The following is a 21,719-nucleotide window of genomic DNA, read 5'->3' as shown; positions in this document are numbered from 1 at the left end:
CTATGGCACGTTGTCCAGGGCCCCGCATAGCGGGGCGCGCCGGCAGGCGCGTACAAGCGTTTTGCCGGGAGGCAAAACCTTGGCGCAAGGTGGAATTCATTTCCGCCGCGCAAGTGCAATCAAAAGGGCTCCCGCAGAGCGAAGCTCTGTGGGAAAACAACGTGCAGAATCCGGTTTATATGACCACGGTTTGGGGTTATGGCTACAAGTGGGGATTCTGAGCAGCACTGTGAAATTCTGAGAAGGGAAGTGAGTCCGTGGCCAGGGGAGAAAAGGGAACATGGGGACCCCTGCGGCTGCGGGGTCTGCGGAAGCGCTGGGTATTCAACACCGTGATGCCGGTGTTTTTACTGCTGGCGCTGCTGGTGCTGGCGGTCTCCGCCGGTATCTCCAACTATTATTACGGCACCATGCGGGAGGGCCTGGAGACCCGGGCCCAGACCATGGCCAACTCCTTTAATGAGTATTTCATGAGCAACGGCTACAGCAGCTATATCCAGAAGGCCACCCAGGCTGCGGAGAACTTCGAGGACAAGGGCCACATCGAATTGCAGTTCATCAGCAGCAAGACCGGCCGCATCCAGGTGTCCACCTCCGGCCTGACGGCAGGCACCTCTCCCGGCACGGGCGACATCAGTCAGGCCATTTCCACCAACCAGATGACACCTTTCCGGGGCCAGGACCCGGAGACCGGGGAGGAGATCATGGCGGTGTCCCACCCATTGGTCTTCAACGGCCAGGTGGTGGGCGTCATGCGGTTCGTCACCTCTCTGCGGGAAGTGAACCGTCAGGTGCTGATGGTGGTACTGATGGTGGTGCTGGTGGCGCTGCTGTGCATGGCGCTGGTCATCATTTCCAACCTAGTGTTCATCAACAACGTGGTGGAGCCGGTGGCAGTGGTGACGGAGGCAGCTAAACGGATCGCATCCGGAAGCTACGGCTTCCGCATTGAAAAGCAGTACAGTGACGAGCTGGGTGAGCTGGTGGAGAGCATCAACGACATGTCCATGCAGATCGGCCAGAACGAAAAGATGAAGTCGGAATTCATCTCCTCCGTGTCCCATGAGCTGCGGACGCCCCTGACCGCCATCAACGGCTGGGGCGAGACCATTCTGGAGGACCCCACCGGGGACCCGGTGCAGCTGCGCCGGGGCATCCGCATCATCCTCAACGAGTCACGGCGCCTGTCCTCCATGGTGGAGGAACTGCTGGACTTTTCCAAAATGGAGGATGGCCGATTCACCCTGCATATCGAGGAGACAGACCTGCAGGCGGAGCTGGAGGATGCCATCTTCACCTACCGGGAGCTGTTTCGGCAGGATGGCATCCAGCTGGAATACGAGGCGGGAGACGAGCTGCTTCCCGCCATCATGGGCGACCCCGAGCGGCTGAAGCAGGTGTTCTGCAACGTGCTGGACAACGCGGCCAAGCACGGCGGCACCGGTAAACGCATCACGGTCTCCATGACCCGGGAGGGGAAGGAACAGGTGATCCGGGTCCGGGACTACGGCCCCGGTATCCCAGAGGCAGAGTTGCCCTACGTGAAGCAGAAATTTTATAAGGGCACCTCCAAGGCCCGGGGCAGCGGCATCGGCTTGGCGGTCTGCGACGAGATCGTGAAGCTCCACGGCGGCACCTTTGAGATCGGCAACGCCGAAGGCGGGGGTGCCGTAGTGGCTATCCGGCTGCCTATGGAAGAATAAAAGAAATTAGAACAAACGTTTGATTTCTATGGAACGTTGTGATATACTTGAAAAGCAAGAAAGGAAATCCCATGGCAGAAGAGAACAAATCCTGCACTTTCCGTACCAGTATCGGCGGGCAGGCGCTGATCGAAGGCGTGATGATGCGCGGGCCTGAGAAACAGGCCATCGTGGTCCGGGACCAGGAAGGGAACCTGGTAGAAAAAGTAGAGGGTCTGAAATTCATCAAGGACCGATATCCCATTCTGGGCATGCCCCTGGTGCGCGGCACCGTCAATTTCCTGGCGGCAATGGTCAATGGTGTGAAGGCCCTCATGTACTCCGCGGAATTCTATCCCGATGAGGAGGTCTCCCAGCCTTCCAAATTTGAACTGTGGCTGGAAAAGCACCTCTCCAGCAAAAAGCTGGAGCAGGCGGTCGTTGGTCTGGCGGTGGTGCTGGGCGTGGGCCTCAGTGTGTTTTTGTTCATGGTGCTGCCCACCTTCATCACCGGCGGCATCCTGCACTTTTTCCCCGGCTTTCCCATGTGGGGGCGGAACCTGGTGGAGGGCCTTCTGAAGATCGCCATCTTCCTGTTGTATCTGATCTTTTGCTCCAAACAGAAGGACATTTACAGGGTGTTTCAATACCACGGCGCGGAGCACAAGTCCATTTTCTGCTATGAGGCGGGCCTGCCTCTGACAGTGGAGAACGTCCGTGTCCAGCCCCGGCACCATCCCCGCTGCGGCACCAGCTTCCTGTTTGTGGTCATTTTTGTGTCCATTGTTTTCTCCAGCATTGTTTTCGGAATCTGGCCTATTACCAACGTCTGGCTGCGGTCTCTGATCCATTTGCTGCTGCTGCCCCTGATCGTGGGCGTCACCTATGAGTTCAACCGCTGGGTGGGACGTCATGTGCAGGACAGCGGTCTTGCAAAGGTCCTGACGGCGCCGGGCATGTGGCTGCAGAACTTCACCACCAACGAGCCAGACGACGGCATGATCGAAGTTGCCATCCGGTCCCTGGAGTTGGTCCTGCCTAGCGAGAAAGGCAAGGACGAGTGGTAATAACAATTACGGAGCACAGCTATGGCAATCACATATAACAATTTGTATTTGGATATTCGCCAACAACTGCGGAAGAGCGGCATCGACGCCGCCACCCTGGAGGCACGGGAGCTGGTGTGCTTCGGCACCGGAAAGAGCCGGGAGGAGCTTCAGCGGGATGGCCGACTGTATGCCTCTCCGGAGGTGGAACGGAGGGTCCGGAATCTGGTGGACCGCCATCTGGCGGGAGAGCCGGTGGCTTATTTGATCGGTGAGTGGGAGTTCTACGGCCTGCCCCTGGACATCTCCCGGGATGTGCTGATCCCACGACCGGACACGGAGGTCCTGGTGGAACAGGCCCTGGCGTACTGCGATATTCTTCCCGAGTGCCGTATCCTGGATCTGTGCGCCGGCAGCGGCTGCATCGGTCTTGCCATGGCGTCCCGGCTGCCCCACAGCCGGGTGGTGCTGGGCGAGTATTCCGATGCGGCCCTGAAGATCTGTCGCCAGAATATCCGCCGCAACAATCTCTCCGGACGGGTGGTCCCCGTGCAGGTGGATGCCCGGAATATGCCGGAGCGGGCTCTGGGAGAGTTTGACTGCATCATCTCTAACCCGCCCTACATCCCCCGGGCGGATATCGCCGGGCTGGATGTGTCCGTGAAGGACTATGAGCCCCATCTGGCCCTGGACGGCGGGGAGGACGGCCTGGATTTCTACCGCTCCATCTCCGAAAAGTGGAAGGATGCCCTTCGGCCTAGCGGCCGGCTGTACTTTGAAGTGGGTATCGGCCAGGCGGACAGTGTTCTGCGCATCATGCGGGCCCAGGGATTTGGAGATATCCAGATAGTGAAGGACTACCATGACATCCCGAGAGTGGTGTTCGGAACCCTTTGCACGGAGCTCTGATCGTTTTGTTTAACAAGAACGTTTATACAGCATTTACATAGAGATTTAGGAGGACGAAATTATGGCAAAAGAGAAAGCGCCCATGCCTGCGGCAGCACCTGCCAGCGACAAGAAGCGTGCCATCGACACCGCCATGGCCCAGATCGAGAAGATGTACGGCAAGGGCTCCATCATGCGCCTGGGCGATCAGAGCAATCTGGCCGTGGACTATATCCCCACCGGATCGCTGGCGTTGGATGTGGCGTTGGGCATCGGCGGCCTGCCCAAGGGCCGTATCATCGAGATCTACGGACCGGAGTCTTCCGGTAAGACGACCCTGGCCCTCCATGTGGTGGCCGAGGCCCAGAAGAAAGGCGGTGAGGTGGCCTTTGTGGACGCCGAGCACGCTCTGGACCCCACCTACGCCCGCGCGCTGGGCGTCAACGTGGAGGAGATGCTGATTGCCCAACCGGACACAGGTGAGCAAGCCCTGGAGATCACCGAGGCTCTCGTCCGCTCCGGCGCCATCGACGTCATCGTGGTGGACTCTGTGGCGGCTCTGGTGCCCCGGGCGGAGATCGAGGGCGAGATGGGCGACAGCTATGTGGGCCTCCACGCCCGGCTCATGAGCCAGGCCCTGCGGAAGCTCACCGGCGCCATCGGCAAGACCAACACCATCGTCATCTTCATCAACCAGCTCCGCGAGAAGGTAGGCGTCATGTACGGCAATCCGGAGGTCACCACTGGCGGCCGGGCATTAAAGTTCTACGCCTCCGTCCGCATCGACGTCCGTCGTATCGAGGCCCTGAAAAATGGCAGCGAGGTGGTGGGAAGCCGCACCCGGGCCAAGGTGGTCAAAAATAAGGTTGCACCCCCCTTCCGGGAGGCGGAATTCGACATCATGTACGGCGAGGGCATCGCCCACGAGGGTGAGCTGCTGGACCTGGGTGTGAAGCTGGACCTGGTCCAGAAGGCCGGTTCCTGGTTCTCCATCGGCGAGACCCGCATCGGCCAGGGCCGCGACGCCGCCAAGAAGTACCTTCAGGACAACCCGGAGGTGGCGGAGAAGCTGGAGGCCGATATCCGGGCCAACTTTGACAAGCTCATGAGCAACCAGTCCCGCATCGCCGCTGCCAAGGCCGCGGGCAGGACCGCCGGCAAGGCCGTGGACGTCAGTGCCGACGACTTTAAGGATGAGGATTGAGCGCATCGAGGCCTCCAGGCATAAGCGGGGCCGGGTGCTGGTGTTTCTGGAGGACGGCGCCTGCCTGAAAATCACGGAGCAGGAGCTGTTGGACTTCGGCCTGCGGGCCGGGGATGACCTGAATGAAGCGACTCTGGCAAGGCTGAAAGAGGCGGCGGGCGTCTCCAATGTGAAGGCCACGGCGGCAGATCTGATCGGCAAGCGGGCTATGAGCCGGGCTTCTCTGGAGAAAAAGCTGCAGGAAAAGGGGGCCTCCGAGACAGAGGCCCGTTACGCCGCCGAATGGCTGGAGGCCATTGGGGCCATCAACGATGCCGACTACGCTGCCCTGTTGGCGCGGCACTACGGCGAAATGGGCTATGGTCCCGCCTATGTTCGCCAGAAGCTGTATGAAAAAGGAATCCCCCGGGAACTGTGGGAGGACGCCCTGGACCAGCTTCCGGACACCGGCGAACAGATCGACCGCTTCCTGAGGAGCAAGCTGCGGGGCCAGGCACCGGATGAAAAGACAAAAAAGCGTCTGAGTGACGCCCTCCTGCGCCGGGGCTATTCATGGGGCAACGTGAAAGCGGCGTGGAGCCGGCTGGGGTCCGAAACCTGGGAGGATTGAGGACTCTGCGATTGAAATATCAATGTATCGGAGGATACAGACTTGAGTTATAACGTATCATTCATTTCCCTGGGGTGCGCCAAGAACCAGGTGAACTGCGAGCAGATGATGGCAACCTGCCAGGCTGCGGGCTACCACATCCAGGCCGCTCCCGAGGGCTGCGACGTGGTGGTGGTCAACACCTGCGGCTTCCTGGCCTCCGCCTGTGAGGAGGCCATCGACAACATCCTGGAGATGGCCGAGCTGAAAAAGGCCGGCCAGGTGAAGAAAATTCTCGTCACCGGCTGCATGGCACAGCGGTACAAGGAGGATGTGCTGAAGGAACTGCCGGAAGTGGACGGCATCCTGGGTACCGGCAGCTACGACGACATTGCCGGGGCCATTGTGGAGGTCATGGAACAGGGCCTGCGGCCCTGCCACATCGGCAACATCCACACCGCCAACCAGAGCGGTGAGCGCATCCTGTCCACGCCGCCCTGGTATGCCTATCTCCGCATCGCCGAGGGCTGCGACAACCACTGCGCCTACTGCGTGATCCCCGCCCTGCGGGGCAAGTACCGCAGCCGCCCCATGAATGAGCTGCTGGACGAGGCCGCCGAGCTGGCCTCTGCCGGGGTACAGGAGCTGCTGGTCATCGCCCAGGACATCACCCGCTACGGTACGGACCTGAACGGCGAGCACCAGCTGGCGAAGCTCCTGAAAGAACTGTGCAAGTTGGACTTCCACTGGATCCGACTCCACTACCTGTATCCCGATGAGATCACCGACGAGCTGATCGACACCATCGCGGCGGAACCCAAGATTTTGCCCTATCTGGACATTCCCATCCAGCACTGCAACGACACCATTTTGAAGGCCATGAACCGCCGGGATACCAAGGTATCTTTGACGACCATGCTGGCAAAGCTGCGCCAACGCATCCCCGGTCTGGTGCTGCGGACCAGCCTGATCACCGGCCTGCCCTATGAGGACGAGGCGGCTTTCGAAGAGCTGTGCGAATTCTTGCGGGAGGTCCGCATCGAGCGGGCCGGCGTGTTCCCCTTCTCCCCGGAGGAGGGTACCAAGGCGGCGCAGATGGACCATGTGGACACCGAGGAGGCCAAGCGCCGTGCGGAGCTGGCGGTGGACGTCCAGTCCGACATCATCGACGACTACAACGAGTCCGTGCTGGGCACCCAGCGGGAGGTCCTCTGCGAGGGCTTCGACAGTCAGGCCCAGATGTTCTTCGGCCGCAGCTACGCCGAGTCCCCGGATATCGACGGCCGCATTTACTTCACCGCCGAGGAAGAGATAGCCCCTGGTACCTTCGTGAACGTCCGGCTCACCGGCACCATGGACGGCGAGCTGACGGGTGAGATGGTCTGAGAAAGCAGGAGGAACTTATGAATCTGCCTAATAAACTGACGCTTTTGCGCATTATATTGATCCCTGTGTTCATGCTGGTGCTGTATTGGGGCTTCCCCGGCGCCACCTGGGTGGCCCTGGCCATCTTCATCATCGCCAGTCTGACGGACATGCTGGACGGCAAGATCGCCCGGAAGTACAACCTGGTGACGGACTTCGGCAAGTTCGCCGACCCCTTGGCGGACAAGATGCTGGTGACGGCGGCCATGCTGTGGTTCGTGGAGAACGGCCAGATGGCGGCCTGGATGCTGCTGATCGTCATCTGCCGGGAATTCGCTGTCAGCGGCCTGCGGATGATCGCCAGCGACAAGGGCCGGGTGATCGCCGCCGGTTGGTCCGGCAAGGTAAAGACCGCCTCCACCATGGTGTGCATCGTGGTGATGTTCCTGCCCATTCCCGCCGTTCTGAACACCATCTGTGGCTGGGTCATCACCCTGACGACCCTGTATTCCGGCGTGGAATATTTTGTGAAGAATAAGGATGTCATCCAATCCATCTGACGGACCGGATACTTGCGAAAATGTACCATTTTCGTGAGATTTGTCCTCTTGACAGGAACAAAAGCAAGTGTTATCATAAATTCCGATTTGAAAAAGGCCTTGAAAAGGACGCTGTCCGGGAAAGACATCAGAGAGGAGCCGCCGTTGGCTGCAAACGGCTCTTGTCGGAACCGAAACCAGTCACCGCCTTGGAGCCGCCCACCGATATGTAGGCTGGGACGGGACCTCCCGTTACAGAGGACACGAGCGACGGTCTGAGGACCGTAAGCAGGGTGGAACCGTGGAATACGTTTTTCGTATCTCACCCCTGATCTTTCAGGGGTGGGATTTTTTCATCTTGCCCCTTATGACAAGGAGGAATTTTTATGTCCGAAGAAAACAACCAGTATTCCTTTGAGAACGAGCAGTACCGCCGCACCTATTGGCACACCTGCTCTCACGTGCTGGCCCAGGCCATGAAGCGCCTGCACCCCGAGGTCAAGCTGGCCATCGGCCCCAGCATTGAGAACGGCTTCTATTATGACTTCGATACCCCCCGCCCCTTCACCCCCGAGGATCTGGAGGCCCTGGAGGCCGAGATGCGGAAGATCTGCAAGGAGAAGCTGAAGCTGGAGCGCTTCGAGCTGCCCCGGGAAGAGGCCGTCAAGTTCATGGAGGAGAAGAAAGAGCCCTACAAGGTGGAGCTGATCAACGACCTGCCCGAAGACGCCGTCATCTCCTTCTACAAGCAGGGTGACTTCACCGACCTGTGCGCCGGTCCCCACCTGGATTCCACCGGCCGCATCAAGGGCAACGGCATCAAGCTGACCTCCGCCACCGGCGCTTACTGGCGCGGCGACTCCAACCGCAAGATGCTGCAGCGCATCTACGGCGTGGCCTTCCCCAAGAAGGACGAGCTGGACGAGTACCTGAAGCAGCGGGAGGAGGCCCTGAAGCGGGACCACAACAAGCTGGGCCGTGAGCTGGAGTATTTCACCACCGTGGATACTCTGGGCCAGGGCCTGCCGGTGCTGCTGCCCAAGGGCGCCCGGGTGGTGCAGCTGCTGCAACGCTGGGTGGAGGATACCGAACAGAAGGCCGGCTACCTGCTGACCAAGACCCCGCTGATGGCCAAGCGTGAGTTCTTCAAGATCTCCGGTCACTGGGACCACTATCTGGACGGCATGTTCATCATCGGCGATCCTCATGACGAGAGCAAGGAGTGCTTCGCCATGCGTCCTATGACCTGCCCCTTCCAGTATCAGGTCTATCTGAACCGCCAGCGCTCCTACCGGGATCTGCCCATGCGGCTGGGTGAGACCTCCACCCTGTTCCGCAACGAGGACTCCGGCGAGATGCACGGCCTGATCCGCGTCCGCCAGTTCACCATCTCCGAGGGTCATAATATCGTCCGTCCCGACCAGCTGGAGGAGGAGTTCAAGAACTGCCTGGACCTGTGCAAGTACTTCCTGGGCACCGTGGGCATGCTGGACAAGTGCACCTTCCGGTTCTCCCAGTGGGACCCCGCCAACCCCAACAACAAGTATGAGGGTACCGCCGAGCAGTGGGAGGAGGCCCAGCGGGTCATGGGCCAGATCCTGGACGACCTGGGCCTGGAGTATACCATCGGCATCGACGAAGCCGCCTTCTACGGCCCCAAGCTGGACATTCAGTACAAGAACGTCTACGGCAAGGAGGACACTCTGGTCACCATCCAGATCGACATGCTGCTGGCGGAGCGCTTTGGCATGTACTATATCGACGAGAACGGTGAAAAGGCTCTGCCCTATATTCTGCACCGCACCTCTCTGGGCTGCTACGAGCGGACCCTGGCCTACCTGATCGAGGAGTATGCCGGCGCCCTGCCCACCTGGATGGCCCCCGAGCAGGTCCGTTTCCTGCCCGTCACCGACCGCGCCGCCGATTACTGCGCCGACCTGGCCCGCAAGCTGACGGAGCAGGGCTACCGCGTGGAGGTGGACTACCGCAACGAGAAGATCGGCAAGAAGATCCGCGAGGCTCAACTGGAGAAAGTCCCCTATATGCTGGTGGTGGGCGACCGGGATATGGAGAACGGCACCGTGTCTCCCCGTCACCGCGCCGACGGCGACCTGGGCGCCATGACCTTCGAGGCCTTCAACGCCCTGCTGAAGGACGTGGTGGACTCCAAAGCGAAGAAGTAAGATGCATAAAAGACACCGCACCCGATCTGGGTGCGGTGTCTTTTATAAAGAAGCGTGCGCACATAGCGGACAAATGTCTTGAATAATAGATAAAACTTTTTGACGGCAGAAGAAAGAATCTGGCGTCACCTCCGAAAATGAGAAGGGTCGGGGGAAAGTCGTTGCATGGGATGAATCGAAGAGCGTATACTCTATATCATATTTCTGCTGCATGGATCGTGAAGAGGAGGTGCTTTCGGACCATCGCGGCCTGTTTCTGTGAGGATACATACGGCATTTTCCGCACAGCGCTGACGCTATCCATCCCGTTTGCGGCTGTGTGACTTCGCCCGGGCTGCGGGGAGACCGGCATCTGAACATCAGCCCCGGCTCCAAAATTCCGGATATGATAGGAGGCAGACTGCTGACCATCCGCTGAAAGTCACCTGCCGTCGATTTGCCCAAACCGACGGCGGGGAGGACCGGAAGAGTTGTGTAAAGATACTACCTCTGAGGTGGCTTGAGACTTTAAAACCTTATCCGGTTAAAGAAAATGCAGGATAAAGCGAATGTACTTGCAGAAAATCTCTGGAAATGTGAAAAAAGACTTGAAAAATGACAGCGGTTGCGGTATGATGTGCAAGTAATGCATCGACCCCCGTATTAAAAAGGAAAAGAGGATGTTACTATGAAGAAGTTTTTTGCTCTGATGCTGGTTGTTTTGACCATGACTGCCACGCTGGCCGGCTGCGGCGGCAAGAAGACCGAGCTGACCTTCACCACCGGCGGTGACCAGGGTACTTACTATGGCTTTGGCAGTGTTCTGGCCGGTCAGATCAGCGACAACACCGACACCACTGTGACCGCCATCGTGGGCAAGGGCTCCAAGGCCAACATCGAGGCCATGGCTGCCGGCGACGCTCAGCTGGGCTTCGTCCAGTCCGACGTTATGGCGTATGCCTATAACGGTACCAACCTGTTTGCCGAGGCCGGCAAGATCGACAGCTTCTCCACTGTGGCTGCCCTGTACATGGAGCAGGTCCAGATCATCACCCTGGATCCCTCCATCAAGACCGTTGCCGATCTGAAGGGCAAGAACGTGTCCGTCGGTGACTCCGGCTCCGGCGTGTACTTCAACGCTCTGGACGTGCTGGGCGCCTATGATCTGACCCTGGATGACATTAAGCCCACCTACCAGTCCTTCGGCGACAGCGCCGAGGCCCTGCAGGACGGCAAGATCGACGCTGCCTTCATCGTGGCCGGCGCTCCCACCACCGCTGTTACCTCTCTGGCCGCTACCCGCGACGTGTACGTGGTGGAGCTGGACGACGCTCACATCGAGAAGCTGATCGCCGCTTCTCCCTATTACAGCAAAAACGTCATCCCCGCCGCCGCTTACGGTCTGGAGCATGACGCCACCACCGTGGCCGTGGGTGCCGTCATCATCGCCAACAACGATGTGAAGGACGACGACATCTACAATGTGGTCTCCGGTATCTTCGAGAGCATCGACACCCTGGCCCATGACAAGAAGAACGAGTTGAGCCTGGACTTCGCCTCCTCCGTCACCGCCGTTCCTTATCATCCCGGCGCTGCCAAGTATTTCAGCGAGAAGGGCATTACCGTCCCCACCAAGTAAGCAGCTGACTGCATGACCAACGGACTGCGGCGGATTTTCCGCCGCAGTCCCTTGTGCTATGAGAGAGTGTTAAATAATCGCTAAGAGGAGGCCAATATATGAGCTTTTTGAAGAAAAAGCCGGACACGGCGCCCCAGACCTCCACGGCGCCTGCCGATTCCGCCGACGTGGGGACTGCGGCGGACGTGGAAGAGGTCATGAAAAAGTATGACAGGGAATCCAACGTCCGTGTTTGGGAAGGTGTTCCCGGGATCGTTGTCAAGGCCCTGATGGCCGGCTTTTCCCTGTTCTGCCTGTACCTGACCCTGTTTGACACCAGCCTGCCGGAGTTCCGCCTTACCATTTTCCTGGCGCTGATCATTATCATCGGCTATCTGAACTATCCCGCCAAGCGGGGCCATGTCCGGGTCAATTACATGCCTTGGTATGACATCATCATTATGGTGGTGGGCTGCCTGCCCTTTTTCTATTTTGCCTTCAATGCTAACAAGATCGTCAACACCAGCTACACGGTCCTGTCCAAGGACGCCCTGATGCTGGCCATGGCGGTGATCGGTATCCTGACCCTGGTGGAGCTCTGCCGCCGCAGCGTGGGCCTGCCCATCCTGTGTGTGGTGGGCTGCCTGCTGGTCTACACCTTTGCTAACGTCCGTTTCGGCAAGGTACTCTATGACCTGTTCTTCACCACCAACGGCGTCATGGGTACCCCCATCAACGTCTGCCAGAAGTACATCGTGGTGTTCATTATCTTCGGCGCCTTCCTGGAACGCACCGGCATCTCCAACTTCTTTATCAATCTGGCCAACTGTGTGGCCGGCTCCGCCGCAGGCGGTCCCGCCAAGGTGGCCGTCATCTCCTCCGCCCTGTGCGGCATGGTGTCCGGCTCCTCCGTGGGCAACACCGTCACTACCGGCTCCGTCACCATCCCCATGATGAAGAAGACCGGTTACCGGGGCGAGTTCGCCGGCGCCGTGGAGGCTGCCGCCTCTACCGGCGGCCAGATCATGCCCCCCATCATGGGCGCCGCCGCCTTCCTGATGGCGGAGTACACCGGTATCCCCTATGCCAGGATCGCCCTTCTGGCGATCCTGCCCGCCGCACTGTATTTTACCGGTATTTTCATGGCGGTCCATCTGGAGGCCAAGAAGCTGGGTCTGAAGGGCATCCCCAAGGAGGAACTGCCCAAGTTCAGCGTTCTCATCAAGAAGATCTACCTGCTGGCGCCCCTGGTGATCCTGGTGGTGCTGGTTTCCAACGGCACCCGCACCATGCAGTCTTCCGCCGCCATCGCCATCATCGTCACCATTGCGGTGGGCCTGATCGGCAACATCATCAACGCCGTCACGGCCAGCCGGGCCGGTGAGAGCTTTGGCCGGCATCTGGTCATGTCCCTGGTTCGCCGGGACAGCGGGGCGGAGAGCATCTCCCTGCCCAAGATCGTCGACGCCCTGGAGGCCGGCGGCAAGGGCACCATCACCGTGGCGGCCGCCTGCGCCATGGCCGGTATCGTGGCGGGCTGCATCACCTCCACGGGCCTTGCCAACACCATCCTGCGGGGCATCGTGTCCCTGTCCGGCGGCATGGCGATCATCGCCCTGTTCCTGACCATGCTGTGCTGCATCGTGCTGGGCATGGGTGTCCCCACCACCGCCAACTACTGCATCATGGCCTCCACCTGCGCGCCCATCCTCATGAGCGACCAGATCGGCATCCCCATGCTGGCGGCCCACTTCTTCGTGTTCTACTTCGGCATTGTGGCCGATATCACGCCTCCCGTGGCCCTGGCGGCCTACGCCGGCAGCGCCATCGCCAAGGCACCGCCCATGAAGACGGCTTTGAATGCCACAAAGCTGGCCATCGCGGCCTTCATCGTGCCCTACATCTTCGCCCTGAATCCGGCCATGCTGTTCATCAACACCACGCCTGTCCAGGTGGTCCAGATCGTTCTCAGCTCCCTGGTGGGCCTGTTCGGCGTGGCCGCGGCTCTGAACGGCTTCCTGTACCGGAACATCAATCCTCTGTTCCGCGTGGTCCTGGCCGCCGGTGGCCTGTGCATGATGATCCCCGGCACCCTGACCGACGTGATCGGCCTGGCGGTGGTAGTCAGTATCATCCTGCTCCAGCGGGCTGCTGCGAAAAAGACCGAAAAGGCTTAAATATCTGTTTCGTTTTCACAAAAAATCGTCCCCATATTTGGGGACGATTTTTTGCAACCAAATGACTGATTCTTCCGTCTATGAAATAGGGAAATATATGTAAAACTGTAACCGTTTTGTTGTTGTTTTACGGAATGGACTGTACTAGCATGGTTGGTACAGATCGAAACAGTCAGTGAAGGAGAAGTGTCGACATGTCTGAATTGATGGAAAAGGAGCAGCAGGTCCAGAAGGAGCCGCTGGAAGCGGATGCCGGAACGCCTGTGAAAAAGAAACTATCCCGCAAGACCCGGCGCCGTATCATCCGCTGGTGTGTCATTTTGGTGGTGCTTGCGGTCATCGCCTTTGCGCTGTTCAAGCTGCTGGGCGGAAAGAAGGATGCGGAAAAGCAGGTGGTGACGGACTTCGTCCAGTACGGCGCCATCACCGCCAAGGTGGAGGGCAGCGGCCTGGTGAAGGCCAAGAGCAGCGAGAGCATCTCCATCAGCACCCCCGGTACGGTGCTGGAGGTGCTGGTGACGGAGGGGCAGGAGGTCACCGCAGGTACGCCCCTGTTCACCGTGGATTCTCCCGCTGCCCAGGCGGCAGTGCAGAAGGCCAGGAGCCAGGTGGAGGGCTTCGAGAAGCAGCTCTCCGCTACACAGAAGGACATCGCCGGACTGAATCTGGCGGCGACCTATCCCGGCAAACTGATGGAGGTCGCCACCCTGAACCCCGGCGACACCATTTCCAAGGGTCAGGTGGTGGCCCAGCTCAACGACGATACCCGCCTGCGGCTGGAGCAGTATTACAGCTACGCCTACGCCGGCGAGCTGAAGGCGGGGCAGACGGTGGACGTGTCCATCCCCGCCCTGATGACCACCGTCCCCGGTACGGTGGAGGCGGTCCACATGGTCAGCCGCATCACCCCGGAGGGGTCCAAGCTGTTCTCCGCGGAGATCATCGTGGAGAACGAGGGCGCTCTGACCGCGGAGATGGCGGCTACTGCCACCGCCGTGGTGAACGGCGAGACCGTCTATCCCTACGAGCCGGGCAAGCTGGCATATTACCGCACCGGCGAGCTGAAATCCACCGTCAACGGCACGGTCCTCTCCAGCGACCTGGTGAATTACCTCCAGGTGTCCGCCGGACAGGTGCTGGTGCGTATTGACGGCGAGGACAGCGAGAGCGAGATCTTCAGCATTGAGCAGAGTCTGGAAGAAGCTCGTGAGGAGCTGGAGAAGGCGGAGAAGAACCTGGCCAACTGCAACGCTGTGGCGCCTATCGACGGCAAGGTCATCGGCCTGACCATCCAGCCCGGCGACGAGATCAACACCCAGCAGCCCATTCTGACGATTTCCGATATCCGTTCCCTCATCGTCAACGCCAACGTGGACGAGCGGAACATCAGCTACATCAAGCCTGGCATGATGGTGGACCTGGACCAGTGGGGCAATGCGGCAATGGGCACAGTGGAGAGCGTCAGCCTGTCCAGCACCGTCAACAACGGCGTGGCTACCTATCCCATGGTGGTGTCCATGGACAACACCGAGGGTATGATCCAGGTCAACAGCAACATCCAGTACTCCCTGATCGCCAGCCAGAACGACAACTGTCTGGTCCTGCCCATCCAGGCGGTGCGGACGGTGTCCCTGGAGGACGGCTCCACCGCCACGGTGGTTTATGTCTCTGGTGACCGGCCCGATAACGCCCTGGACGGTGTCATGGCGGACGAGGAGATCCCCGACGGCTTCTGGGCCGTGCCGGTGGAGATCGGCATTTCCGACAACTACAACGTGGAGATCAAGTCCGGTGTGGAAGAGGGAACCGAGGTGTTCACTCAGCTCCAGACCATGGAAGCCTGGGGTTGACGCCATGGCACACTTGATACAACTGCGGGACGTGTATAAGATCTACGGCGAGGGCCTGGAGAGCGAGGTCCGCGCCCTGGACGGCGTGTCCCTTGAGATCGACAGGGGGGAGTTCGTGGCCGTGGTGGGCCAGTCCGGCTCCGGCAAGTCCACCATGATGAACGTGCTGGGCTGCCTGGATATTCCCACCCGGGGCGACTACTATCTGGATGGCACGGATGTCCGGGAACTGACGGACAAGGAGCTTTCCCGCATCCGCAACAAGCAGATCGGCTTCATTTTCCAGCAGTACAACCTGATTCAGTCCCTGACGGTGCTGGAAAATGTGGAGCTGCCCCTGATCTATCAGGGCATCAACGCCGATGACCGCTATGACATGGCCATGGAGGCCCTGGAACGGGTGGGGCTGGCGGGCCGGGTGAAGCACAAGCCCACGGAGATGTCCGGCGGCCAGCAGCAGCGGGTGGCCATTGCCCGGGCCATCGCCACCAAGCCCCCCATCATCATGGCCGACGAGCCCACCGGCGCCCTGGATTCCCGGACGGGCCAGGAGGTGCTGAAATTCCTCCAGCAGCTCAACAAGGAGGGCAGCACCGTCATCCTCATCACCCACGACAACGGCATCGCCGCCACCGCCCGCCGCTGTGTGCGGCTGGCGGACGGAAAGATCGTGGAGGACCGGGAACAGGAGGTGGATTGGCTGTGAATCTCCAACAGGCCGTGAAAATGGCATGGAAATCCATCTGGGGCAAGAAGGGCCGGTCCGCCCTGACCATCCTGGGCATCTTTATCGGCATTGCCGCCGTCATGACCATCGTCTCCGTCATGGAGGGCATGAAGCTCAAGACCATGGAGCAGTTCGAGGCCATGGGCAGCAACCGCATCACCGTCAGCATTTACAGCTGGATGTACGACGAGGAGGGCAATGACATCTCCAGGGACTACTTCCCGGACCTGTACGACTACTGCAACGGCTTGAAGGAATACGTGCTGGGCGTGACACCCACCGGACGGTGCGATGCCACGGTGTCCTACGGCACCAAATCCACCGCCAATATGCAGTACCAGTGGGACGAGATGGGCAACCTCACCGGCGATATGCCCCCCAGTCTGTACTACGGCAGCGACCAGTACGCCGCCTGCAACAACCTGACCATTGCCAGGGGCCGGGACCTGGCCCTTCTGGACATTGAGAAGTACAACCAGGTCTGTGTTCTGGGCGCCCAGGCGGCAAAGACCTTCTTCGGCTCCGCAGACCCGGTGGGAAAGGAGCTGTCCGTCGACGGCAACAAATTCCTGGTGGCGGGCGTCTACACCGCCCGTCTCAGCGATGAGAGCGCAGACCAGAGCTGGCTGGATAACTTTATTGTGTTTCCCTATACCGCCCGGCGGCTCCTGGGCGGCGACAAGCCCACGGAGTTCCTGGTGAAGGCCCGCAGCAGCGAGGCCATGACCGAGGCCATCTCCCGGCTCAGCGGCTTTTTGAAGGGCCTGGTGGACCAGAACACCGGCGGTTACAACGTTTATTCGGAGAGCCAGTGGCAGGAGCAGTCCAACGAGTACCTGAGCATGATCGGCCTGGTGCTGGGCGGCATCGCTGCCATCTCTCTGGCGGTAGGCGGCATCGGCATCATGAACATCATGCTGGTGACGGTGACGGAGCGGACCCGGGAAATCGGCATCCGCCGGGCCATCGGCGCCCAGCGCAGCAGCATCGTGGCCCAGTTCCTCATCGAGGCGGCCATGCTCTGCGGCATCGGCGGCATCATTGGCATCCTGTTCGGCACGGCAGGTAGCGTGATCCTCAGTAACCTGCTGCTGCAGATGACCATTTTCCCGCCGGTGAAGGTGACGGTGGGGGCCTTTGCCCTGTCCGTGGCACTGGGTATCATCTTCGGCAGCTACCCGGCGGCCAAAGCATCGAAGCTCCAGCCCGTGGAAGCCCTGCGGGCGGAATAAGGAGGAAGAAAACTATGAAAAAAAGAATCCTGACAGCCCTGTTGGCGGTTGTCATGGTGATGACCACACTGGTGCTCCCGGCGGGCGCCGCAGAGACCGTCCGGTTTTCCGACCTGTCGGACACCAACACCGCCGTGGCGGTGGAGAGCCTGCGGCTCATGGGGGTGCTGGACGGCTATGGGGACGGTACGTTCCGCCCCAACCGGCAGCTGACCCGGGCCCAGTTCTGCAAAATGGTGACTTATGCCGTGGACGGCGCCAGCGAGCTGGGCCGCTACCGGACGGTGACGATCTTTCCGGATGTGAAGCCCTCCCACTGGGCTGCCGGATACATCAACCTGGCCGCCAAGGGCCGGAGCATCATCGCAGGCTACCCCGACGGAAAGTTCTATCCGGAGCGGACCGTGACCCTGGGGCAGGCGGTGACCATCCTGCTGCGGCTGCTGGGCTATAAGGACGAGGACGTGGGCGGCGTGTGGCCGGACAGCTACATGGCCGTGGGCGCCACCGCTGGCCTGACCGATGGCGTGGGCACCGACGGAAATGCGCCCCTGACCCGCGTTCAGGCGGCAAAGCTGTTTGTGAACCTGCTGCAGGCCCAGCAGAAGGAGGGCGGCACCCTGTATGAGCTGGGGGAGGAGACAGAGCTTCTGTCCATTGACGGCGGCACCGGCACCCTCAAGACCTCCGACGGAAAGCAGTACCCCATGGCCCATCCTGTGGCGACCTCGTCTCTGCTGGGTACCCGTGGCCGGGTGGTGCTCAGCAAGGGCAAGGCCCTGACATTCCTGCCTCAGTCCACCAGCAGCACGGGCAATGCCGCTGCGGCGGTCATCATCTACGCCGACCGTTCCGCTGTGGGCCTGAATACCCTGGCTGGAAACGACAACTATCAGATCTATAAGAACGGCTCCCCCGCCACGGTGGGCGACCTGCGGAAGAATGACGTGGCCACCTATTACCCCGCCACCAACTCCATCCTGGTCTGCGACACCCGGGTGACGGTGTACTATGAATCCTGTGAGCCCAATCCCGATGCGCCCACCAAGATCGAGGTCCTGAACGGCACGGAGCTCTATGTGCTGCCTACGGCCAGAGACTCCTTGGCGGCCTTCAAGCCCGGCAAGCAGATGACTCTGCTGCTGACGGCGGACGGCCAGGTGGCTGGTGCCGTGGAGCCCAGCGGCACTTCTGCCCGGGGCAATGCGCTGGGCGTGGTGTCCGGGGACGGCACTGTGCAGCTGCTGTGCGGTACCGGGACCATCCAGCTGGCGGGCACGGCGGAGGAGAAGTACAGCGGCCAGGTGGTCCGCATCTCCGCTGACAAGAAAGATACGGTCACACTGACTGTCCAGTCCGGCAGCGTCCGGGGTGATCTGGATGTGAGCGCCCGCAAGTTGGGCAGCAAGTCTCTGGCGGAGAACGCCATGGTCTTTGACAACGGCCAGATGATCTCCCTGAGCCAGCTGAATACCGGCCTGGTCCGGGAAGCACAGATCAAGTACGCCCGCACCAACTGGGCCGGTCAGATAGACCTGATCGTGCTGAACCGCACCACCGACGAGATCTTCGGCCGGGTGTTCTGGGAAGTGAACCGACTCCCGGTTACTGAGGAAGGCCAGGAGCCGGAGTACGAGGAACTGCTGGGTATCCAGTACGGCAACGGCAAGGAGGACCGGGTTGGTCCCTTCAACATGCGCTACAACGTGCAGACCGGCGATTACGCGGCGGTGAAGCTGAACCGCAACGGTTCCGGCTTCTCCAGCCTCATCAAGCTGTCCAAGATGGCCAACGTGTCCAAGGACGCCTGGATCGGCAAAGATGTGGTGACCTTCGGCGGCCGGACCTATGAGGTCCCCCAGGATGTCCTGTGCTACAACCTGGACAGCAAGGAGTGGACTACTCTTGAAAAGGCCCTGGCCTATGCCGATACGGCCAACCTCTATGCCAAGGACGGCGTCATCCGTGTGGTGGAAGTGAAGCATTAAACCATGAAAAAGGAAGCGGTGCTTTTCAGCACCGCTTCCTTTTTGGTTAAACAGCAGCAGGAACTTTGGCTGCCAGCCATTGATAAATATCGTCATAGACCGTCTCCCGGCAGGTATCGTTGAGAATCTCATGCCGCAGCTCCGGATACAGCTTCAGGGACACGTCCCGGACGCCCGCCTTCCGGAAGCTCTCATAAGCCCGCTGCACGCCCTTGCCGCAGTCGCCCACCGGGTCCATCTCCCCGGAGATGAACAGCACCGGAATGTTCAGATTCATCCGTTTCAGGTTTTTGGGCTTTGCGATGAAGGACAGACCGCCCAGCATCTCCCGGAACAGACCAATGGTGGCGTTCCCGCCGCAGAGGGGGTCGGCAATGTAGCGGTCCACGTTGTCCTGATTGAGAGACAGCCAGTCAAAGTTGGTGCGGTTGGGGGCAAAGCGCTTGTTGTAGGCACCGAAGGACAGTTTGTCTACCAGCGGGCTGACCTGGTCCTCGCCCACGCGGCGAGCTTCCTCGGCGGCCACCGCCATGCCTCCGGCGATGACGGCGGGGGGCATCTGCCCGGTGCCCATAATGACCACCGCGTCCACGGCGCCGGGATAGCGGATCAGATAGGTGCGGGCCAGGAAAGAGCCCATGGAGTGGCCCAGCAGGAAATAGGGGACCTGGGGGAATTTCTCCTTTGCCAGGTTCCGCCGTTGGTCGATGTCGTCCACCACCCAGTTCCAGCTGCCTTTGGGGCCGAAGTACAGTCGGGCGCTGCCCTCTGCCACAGACTGGCCGTGACCCAGATGGTCGTGGCCTACCACGGCGAAGCCCCGGGCGGTGAGATATTCCGCGAAGGGCTCATAGCGCAGGATGTACTCAGACACGCCATGGGAGATCTGCAGAACAGCCCGGACCTGACTCTCCGGCAGCCATTCCACCGCGTGGATGGGGGTCTTTCCGTCGGCGGAGAGGAAGGTAAATTCGTTTCGGACCATAGCAAACGCCGCCTCCTTGTGATATAATCATAGCTATCATATCATACTCCGTCGAAAAATGCCAGAGGAGGTTGTTTATGGAAAATTATGTCGTGGCACTGGACCAGGGGACCACCAGCTCCCGGGCCATCCTGTTCAACCGGGCCGGGGCCATCGTGTCCCGCGCCCAGTATCCCTTCCGCCAGATCTACCCCCGGCCCGGCTGGGTGGAGCACGATCCCATGGAGATCTGGGCTACGGAGAAGCGGGCCCTGGCGGAGGCTGTGGACACCGCCCACATCGACCCCAAGCAGATCGCGGCTCTGGGCATCACCAACCAGCGGGAGACCACGGTCCTTTGGGAGCGAGCCACCGGGCGCCCGGTGTGCAACGCCATCGTATGGCAGTGCCGCCGGACTGCCGCCATCTGCGACGCTCTGAAAGCGGAGGGGCTGGACGAGACCGTGACGGAGAAGACGGGCCTGCTGATCGACGCCTACTTCTCCGGGACCAAGATCAAATGGATTCTGGACAACATCCCCGGCGCCCGGCAACGGGCGGAGCGGGGCGAGCTGTGCGCCGGCACGGTGGACTCCTGGCTCATCTGGAATCTGACCGGCGGAAAGGTCCATGTGACCGACGTCTCCAACGCCTCCCGCACCATGCTGTTCAACATCCACACCTTGCAATGGGACGCGGACTTGTGCAAGGCCCTGGACATCCCCATGTCCCTGCTGCCGGAGCCCCGGTCCAACAGCGAGGTGTACGGCATGGTCGCGGCGGGAATTCCCGGTCTGGAGGACCTGGCGGGCATCCCCATCTGCGGCAGCGCCGGAGACCAGCCGGCGGCACTGTTCGGACAGGGCTGCTTTACGCCGGGTCAGGCCAAGAACACCTACGGCACCGGCTGCTTCACCCTGATGAACGTGGGCGGCCAGGCGGTGCGGTCCCGGTCGGGTCTGGTGACCTCCGTGGGCTGGGTGCTGAACGGCGAAGTTTCCTACGCTCTGGAGGGCAGCGTGTTCAACGCCGGCAGCACCATCCAGTGGCTGCGGGATGAGCTGGGCCTCATCGAATCCGCGCCGGACTGCGACCGGCTGGCGGAGAGTGTGCCCTCCTCCGGCGGTGTGTACATCGTGCCTGCCTTCACGGGACTGGGCGCACCCTATTGGGATATGTACGCCCGGGGCACCATCGTTGGCCTGACCCGGGGCTCTACCAAGGCCCATATTGCCCGGGCGGTGCTGGACTCCATCGCCTTCCAGGTGACGGACCTGGTGCGGGCCATGAACGCGGACGCCTCCTGCCCCATCACTACCCTGCGGGTGGACGGCGGCGCTTCCGTCAGCGACATCCTGATGCAGACCCAGGCGGACTTGCTGCGGCTGCCGGTGGACCGGCCCGCCCAGGTGGAGACCACCGCCTTCGGTGCGGCGGCCCTGGCGGGACTGGCAGCGGGGGTCTGGAGCGGCCTGCCGGAGCTGGAGGGCCTGCGCCGCAGCCAGCATGTGTTCCAGCCCCAGCGGGCGGAGGCAGACTGTGCGGCGGATTACCGCCAGTGGCGGCGGGCAGTGGAGCGCGCCCGGAGCTGGATTGAAAACGATGTGTAAACAAATGGAAAAGCAGTTGCGTTTCCGAAAAAACTCGGATATACTGAGAGCATCAAAGAAACGGCCAAGGGCCGTATG

Annotated in this window: 16 protein-coding genes; 15 read left to right on the top strand and 1 reads right to left on the bottom strand. The window is 60.7% G+C overall.

Annotated features, from left to right (window positions below; translation table 11 throughout):
- The first annotated feature begins 257 nt into the window (after positions 1-257).
- From JQM66_RS02695 to JQM66_RS02630, 14 genes are all read left to right on the top strand, one after another.
- A complete protein-coding gene (locus JQM66_RS02695; protein ID WP_235228259.1) occupies positions 258-1,703 on the top strand; it encodes a sensor histidine kinase in 1,446 nt (481 codons plus the stop codon).
- A 71-nt stretch (positions 1,704-1,774) separates the two neighbouring features.
- Complete coding sequence (locus JQM66_RS02690; protein WP_235228258.1) at positions 1,775-2,749, top strand: DUF1385 domain-containing protein; 975 nt, start codon at positions 1,775-1,777, stop codon at positions 2,747-2,749.
- Positions 2,750-2,770: 21 nt separating this feature from the next.
- Positions 2,771-3,637, top strand: a complete 867-nt coding sequence (gene prmC, locus JQM66_RS02685) for a peptide chain release factor N(5)-glutamine methyltransferase (RefSeq protein WP_235228257.1) — start codon at positions 2,771-2,773, stop codon at positions 3,635-3,637.
- 61 nt (positions 3,638-3,698) lie between these two features.
- Positions 3,699-4,820: a recombinase RecA gene (recA, locus tag JQM66_RS02680; RefSeq protein ID WP_328284104.1), complete on the top strand. Its 1,122-nt coding sequence runs from the start codon at positions 3,699-3,701 to the stop codon at positions 4,818-4,820.
- A complete protein-coding gene (locus JQM66_RS02675) occupies positions 4,810-5,430 on the top strand; it encodes a regulatory protein RecX (protein WP_235228256.1) in 621 nt (206 codons plus the stop codon). The genes recA and JQM66_RS02675 overlap by 11 nt, the downstream gene beginning before the upstream one ends.
- Positions 5,431-5,472: 42 nt before the next feature.
- Complete coding sequence (gene rimO / locus JQM66_RS02670; protein WP_235228255.1) at positions 5,473-6,795, top strand: 30S ribosomal protein S12 methylthiotransferase RimO; 1,323 nt, start codon at positions 5,473-5,475, stop codon at positions 6,793-6,795.
- A 17-nt stretch (positions 6,796-6,812) separates the two neighbouring features.
- Positions 6,813-7,334, top strand: a complete 522-nt coding sequence (gene pgsA / locus JQM66_RS02665; RefSeq protein WP_235228254.1) for a CDP-diacylglycerol--glycerol-3-phosphate 3-phosphatidyltransferase — start codon at positions 6,813-6,815, stop codon at positions 7,332-7,334.
- A 365-nt stretch (positions 7,335-7,699) separates the two neighbouring features.
- Positions 7,700-9,496, top strand: coding sequence for a threonine--tRNA ligase (gene thrS / locus JQM66_RS02660; RefSeq protein WP_235228253.1), 1,797 nt, complete (start codon positions 7,700-7,702; stop codon positions 9,494-9,496).
- 667 nt (positions 9,497-10,163) lie between these two features.
- Positions 10,164-11,114 (top strand): TAXI family TRAP transporter solute-binding subunit, encoded by a 951-nt coding sequence (locus tag JQM66_RS02655; protein WP_235228252.1) that lies wholly within the window; start codon positions 10,164-10,166, stop codon positions 11,112-11,114.
- A 98-nt stretch (positions 11,115-11,212) separates the two neighbouring features.
- Complete coding sequence (locus tag JQM66_RS02650; RefSeq protein WP_235228251.1) at positions 11,213-13,270, top strand: TRAP transporter permease; 2,058 nt, start codon at positions 11,213-11,215, stop codon at positions 13,268-13,270.
- A 194-nt stretch (positions 13,271-13,464) separates the two neighbouring features.
- On the top strand, positions 13,465-15,120 hold the full coding sequence (locus JQM66_RS02645) for an HlyD family efflux transporter periplasmic adaptor subunit (protein WP_235228250.1): 1,656 nt from the start codon (positions 13,465-13,467) through the stop codon (positions 15,118-15,120).
- Positions 15,121-15,124: 4 nt separating this feature from the next.
- Positions 15,125-15,826 (top strand): ABC transporter ATP-binding protein, encoded by a 702-nt coding sequence (locus tag JQM66_RS02640; RefSeq protein ID WP_235228249.1) that lies wholly within the window; start codon positions 15,125-15,127, stop codon positions 15,824-15,826.
- The gene (locus JQM66_RS02635) at positions 15,823-17,079 is read left to right on the top strand and encodes an ABC transporter permease (RefSeq protein WP_235228248.1); all 1,257 of its coding nucleotides are present in this window, start codon (positions 15,823-15,825) and stop codon (positions 17,077-17,079) included. The genes JQM66_RS02640 and JQM66_RS02635 overlap by 4 nt, the downstream gene beginning before the upstream one ends.
- 14 nt (positions 17,080-17,093) lie before the next feature.
- Positions 17,094-19,067, top strand: a complete 1,974-nt coding sequence (locus JQM66_RS02630; protein ID WP_235228247.1) for an S-layer homology domain-containing protein — start codon at positions 17,094-17,096, stop codon at positions 19,065-19,067.
- Between the two features lie 46 nt (positions 19,068-19,113).
- Here JQM66_RS02630 and JQM66_RS02625 read toward each other — a convergent pair whose 3' ends face one another.
- Positions 19,114-20,052, bottom strand: a complete 939-nt coding sequence (locus JQM66_RS02625) for an alpha/beta hydrolase (RefSeq protein WP_235228246.1) — start codon at positions 20,050-20,052, stop codon at positions 19,114-19,116.
- Positions 20,053-20,129: 77 nt separating this feature from the next.
- Here JQM66_RS02625 and glpK point away from each other — a divergent pair, with 77 nt between their 5' ends.
- On the top strand, positions 20,130-21,641 hold the full coding sequence (gene glpK / locus JQM66_RS02620) for a glycerol kinase GlpK (RefSeq protein WP_235228245.1): 1,512 nt from the start codon (positions 20,130-20,132) through the stop codon (positions 21,639-21,641).
- The last annotated feature ends 78 nt before the right edge of the window (positions 21,642-21,719 follow it).

The organism is Oscillibacter valericigenes, from assembly GCF_021531915.1.
Classification (GTDB): domain Bacteria; phylum Bacillota; class Clostridia; order Oscillospirales; family Oscillospiraceae; genus Oscillibacter; species Oscillibacter valericigenes_A.
The sequence above is the reverse complement of the archived record's forward strand: the minus strand, read 5'-3'. Positions and strand labels throughout refer to the sequence as shown.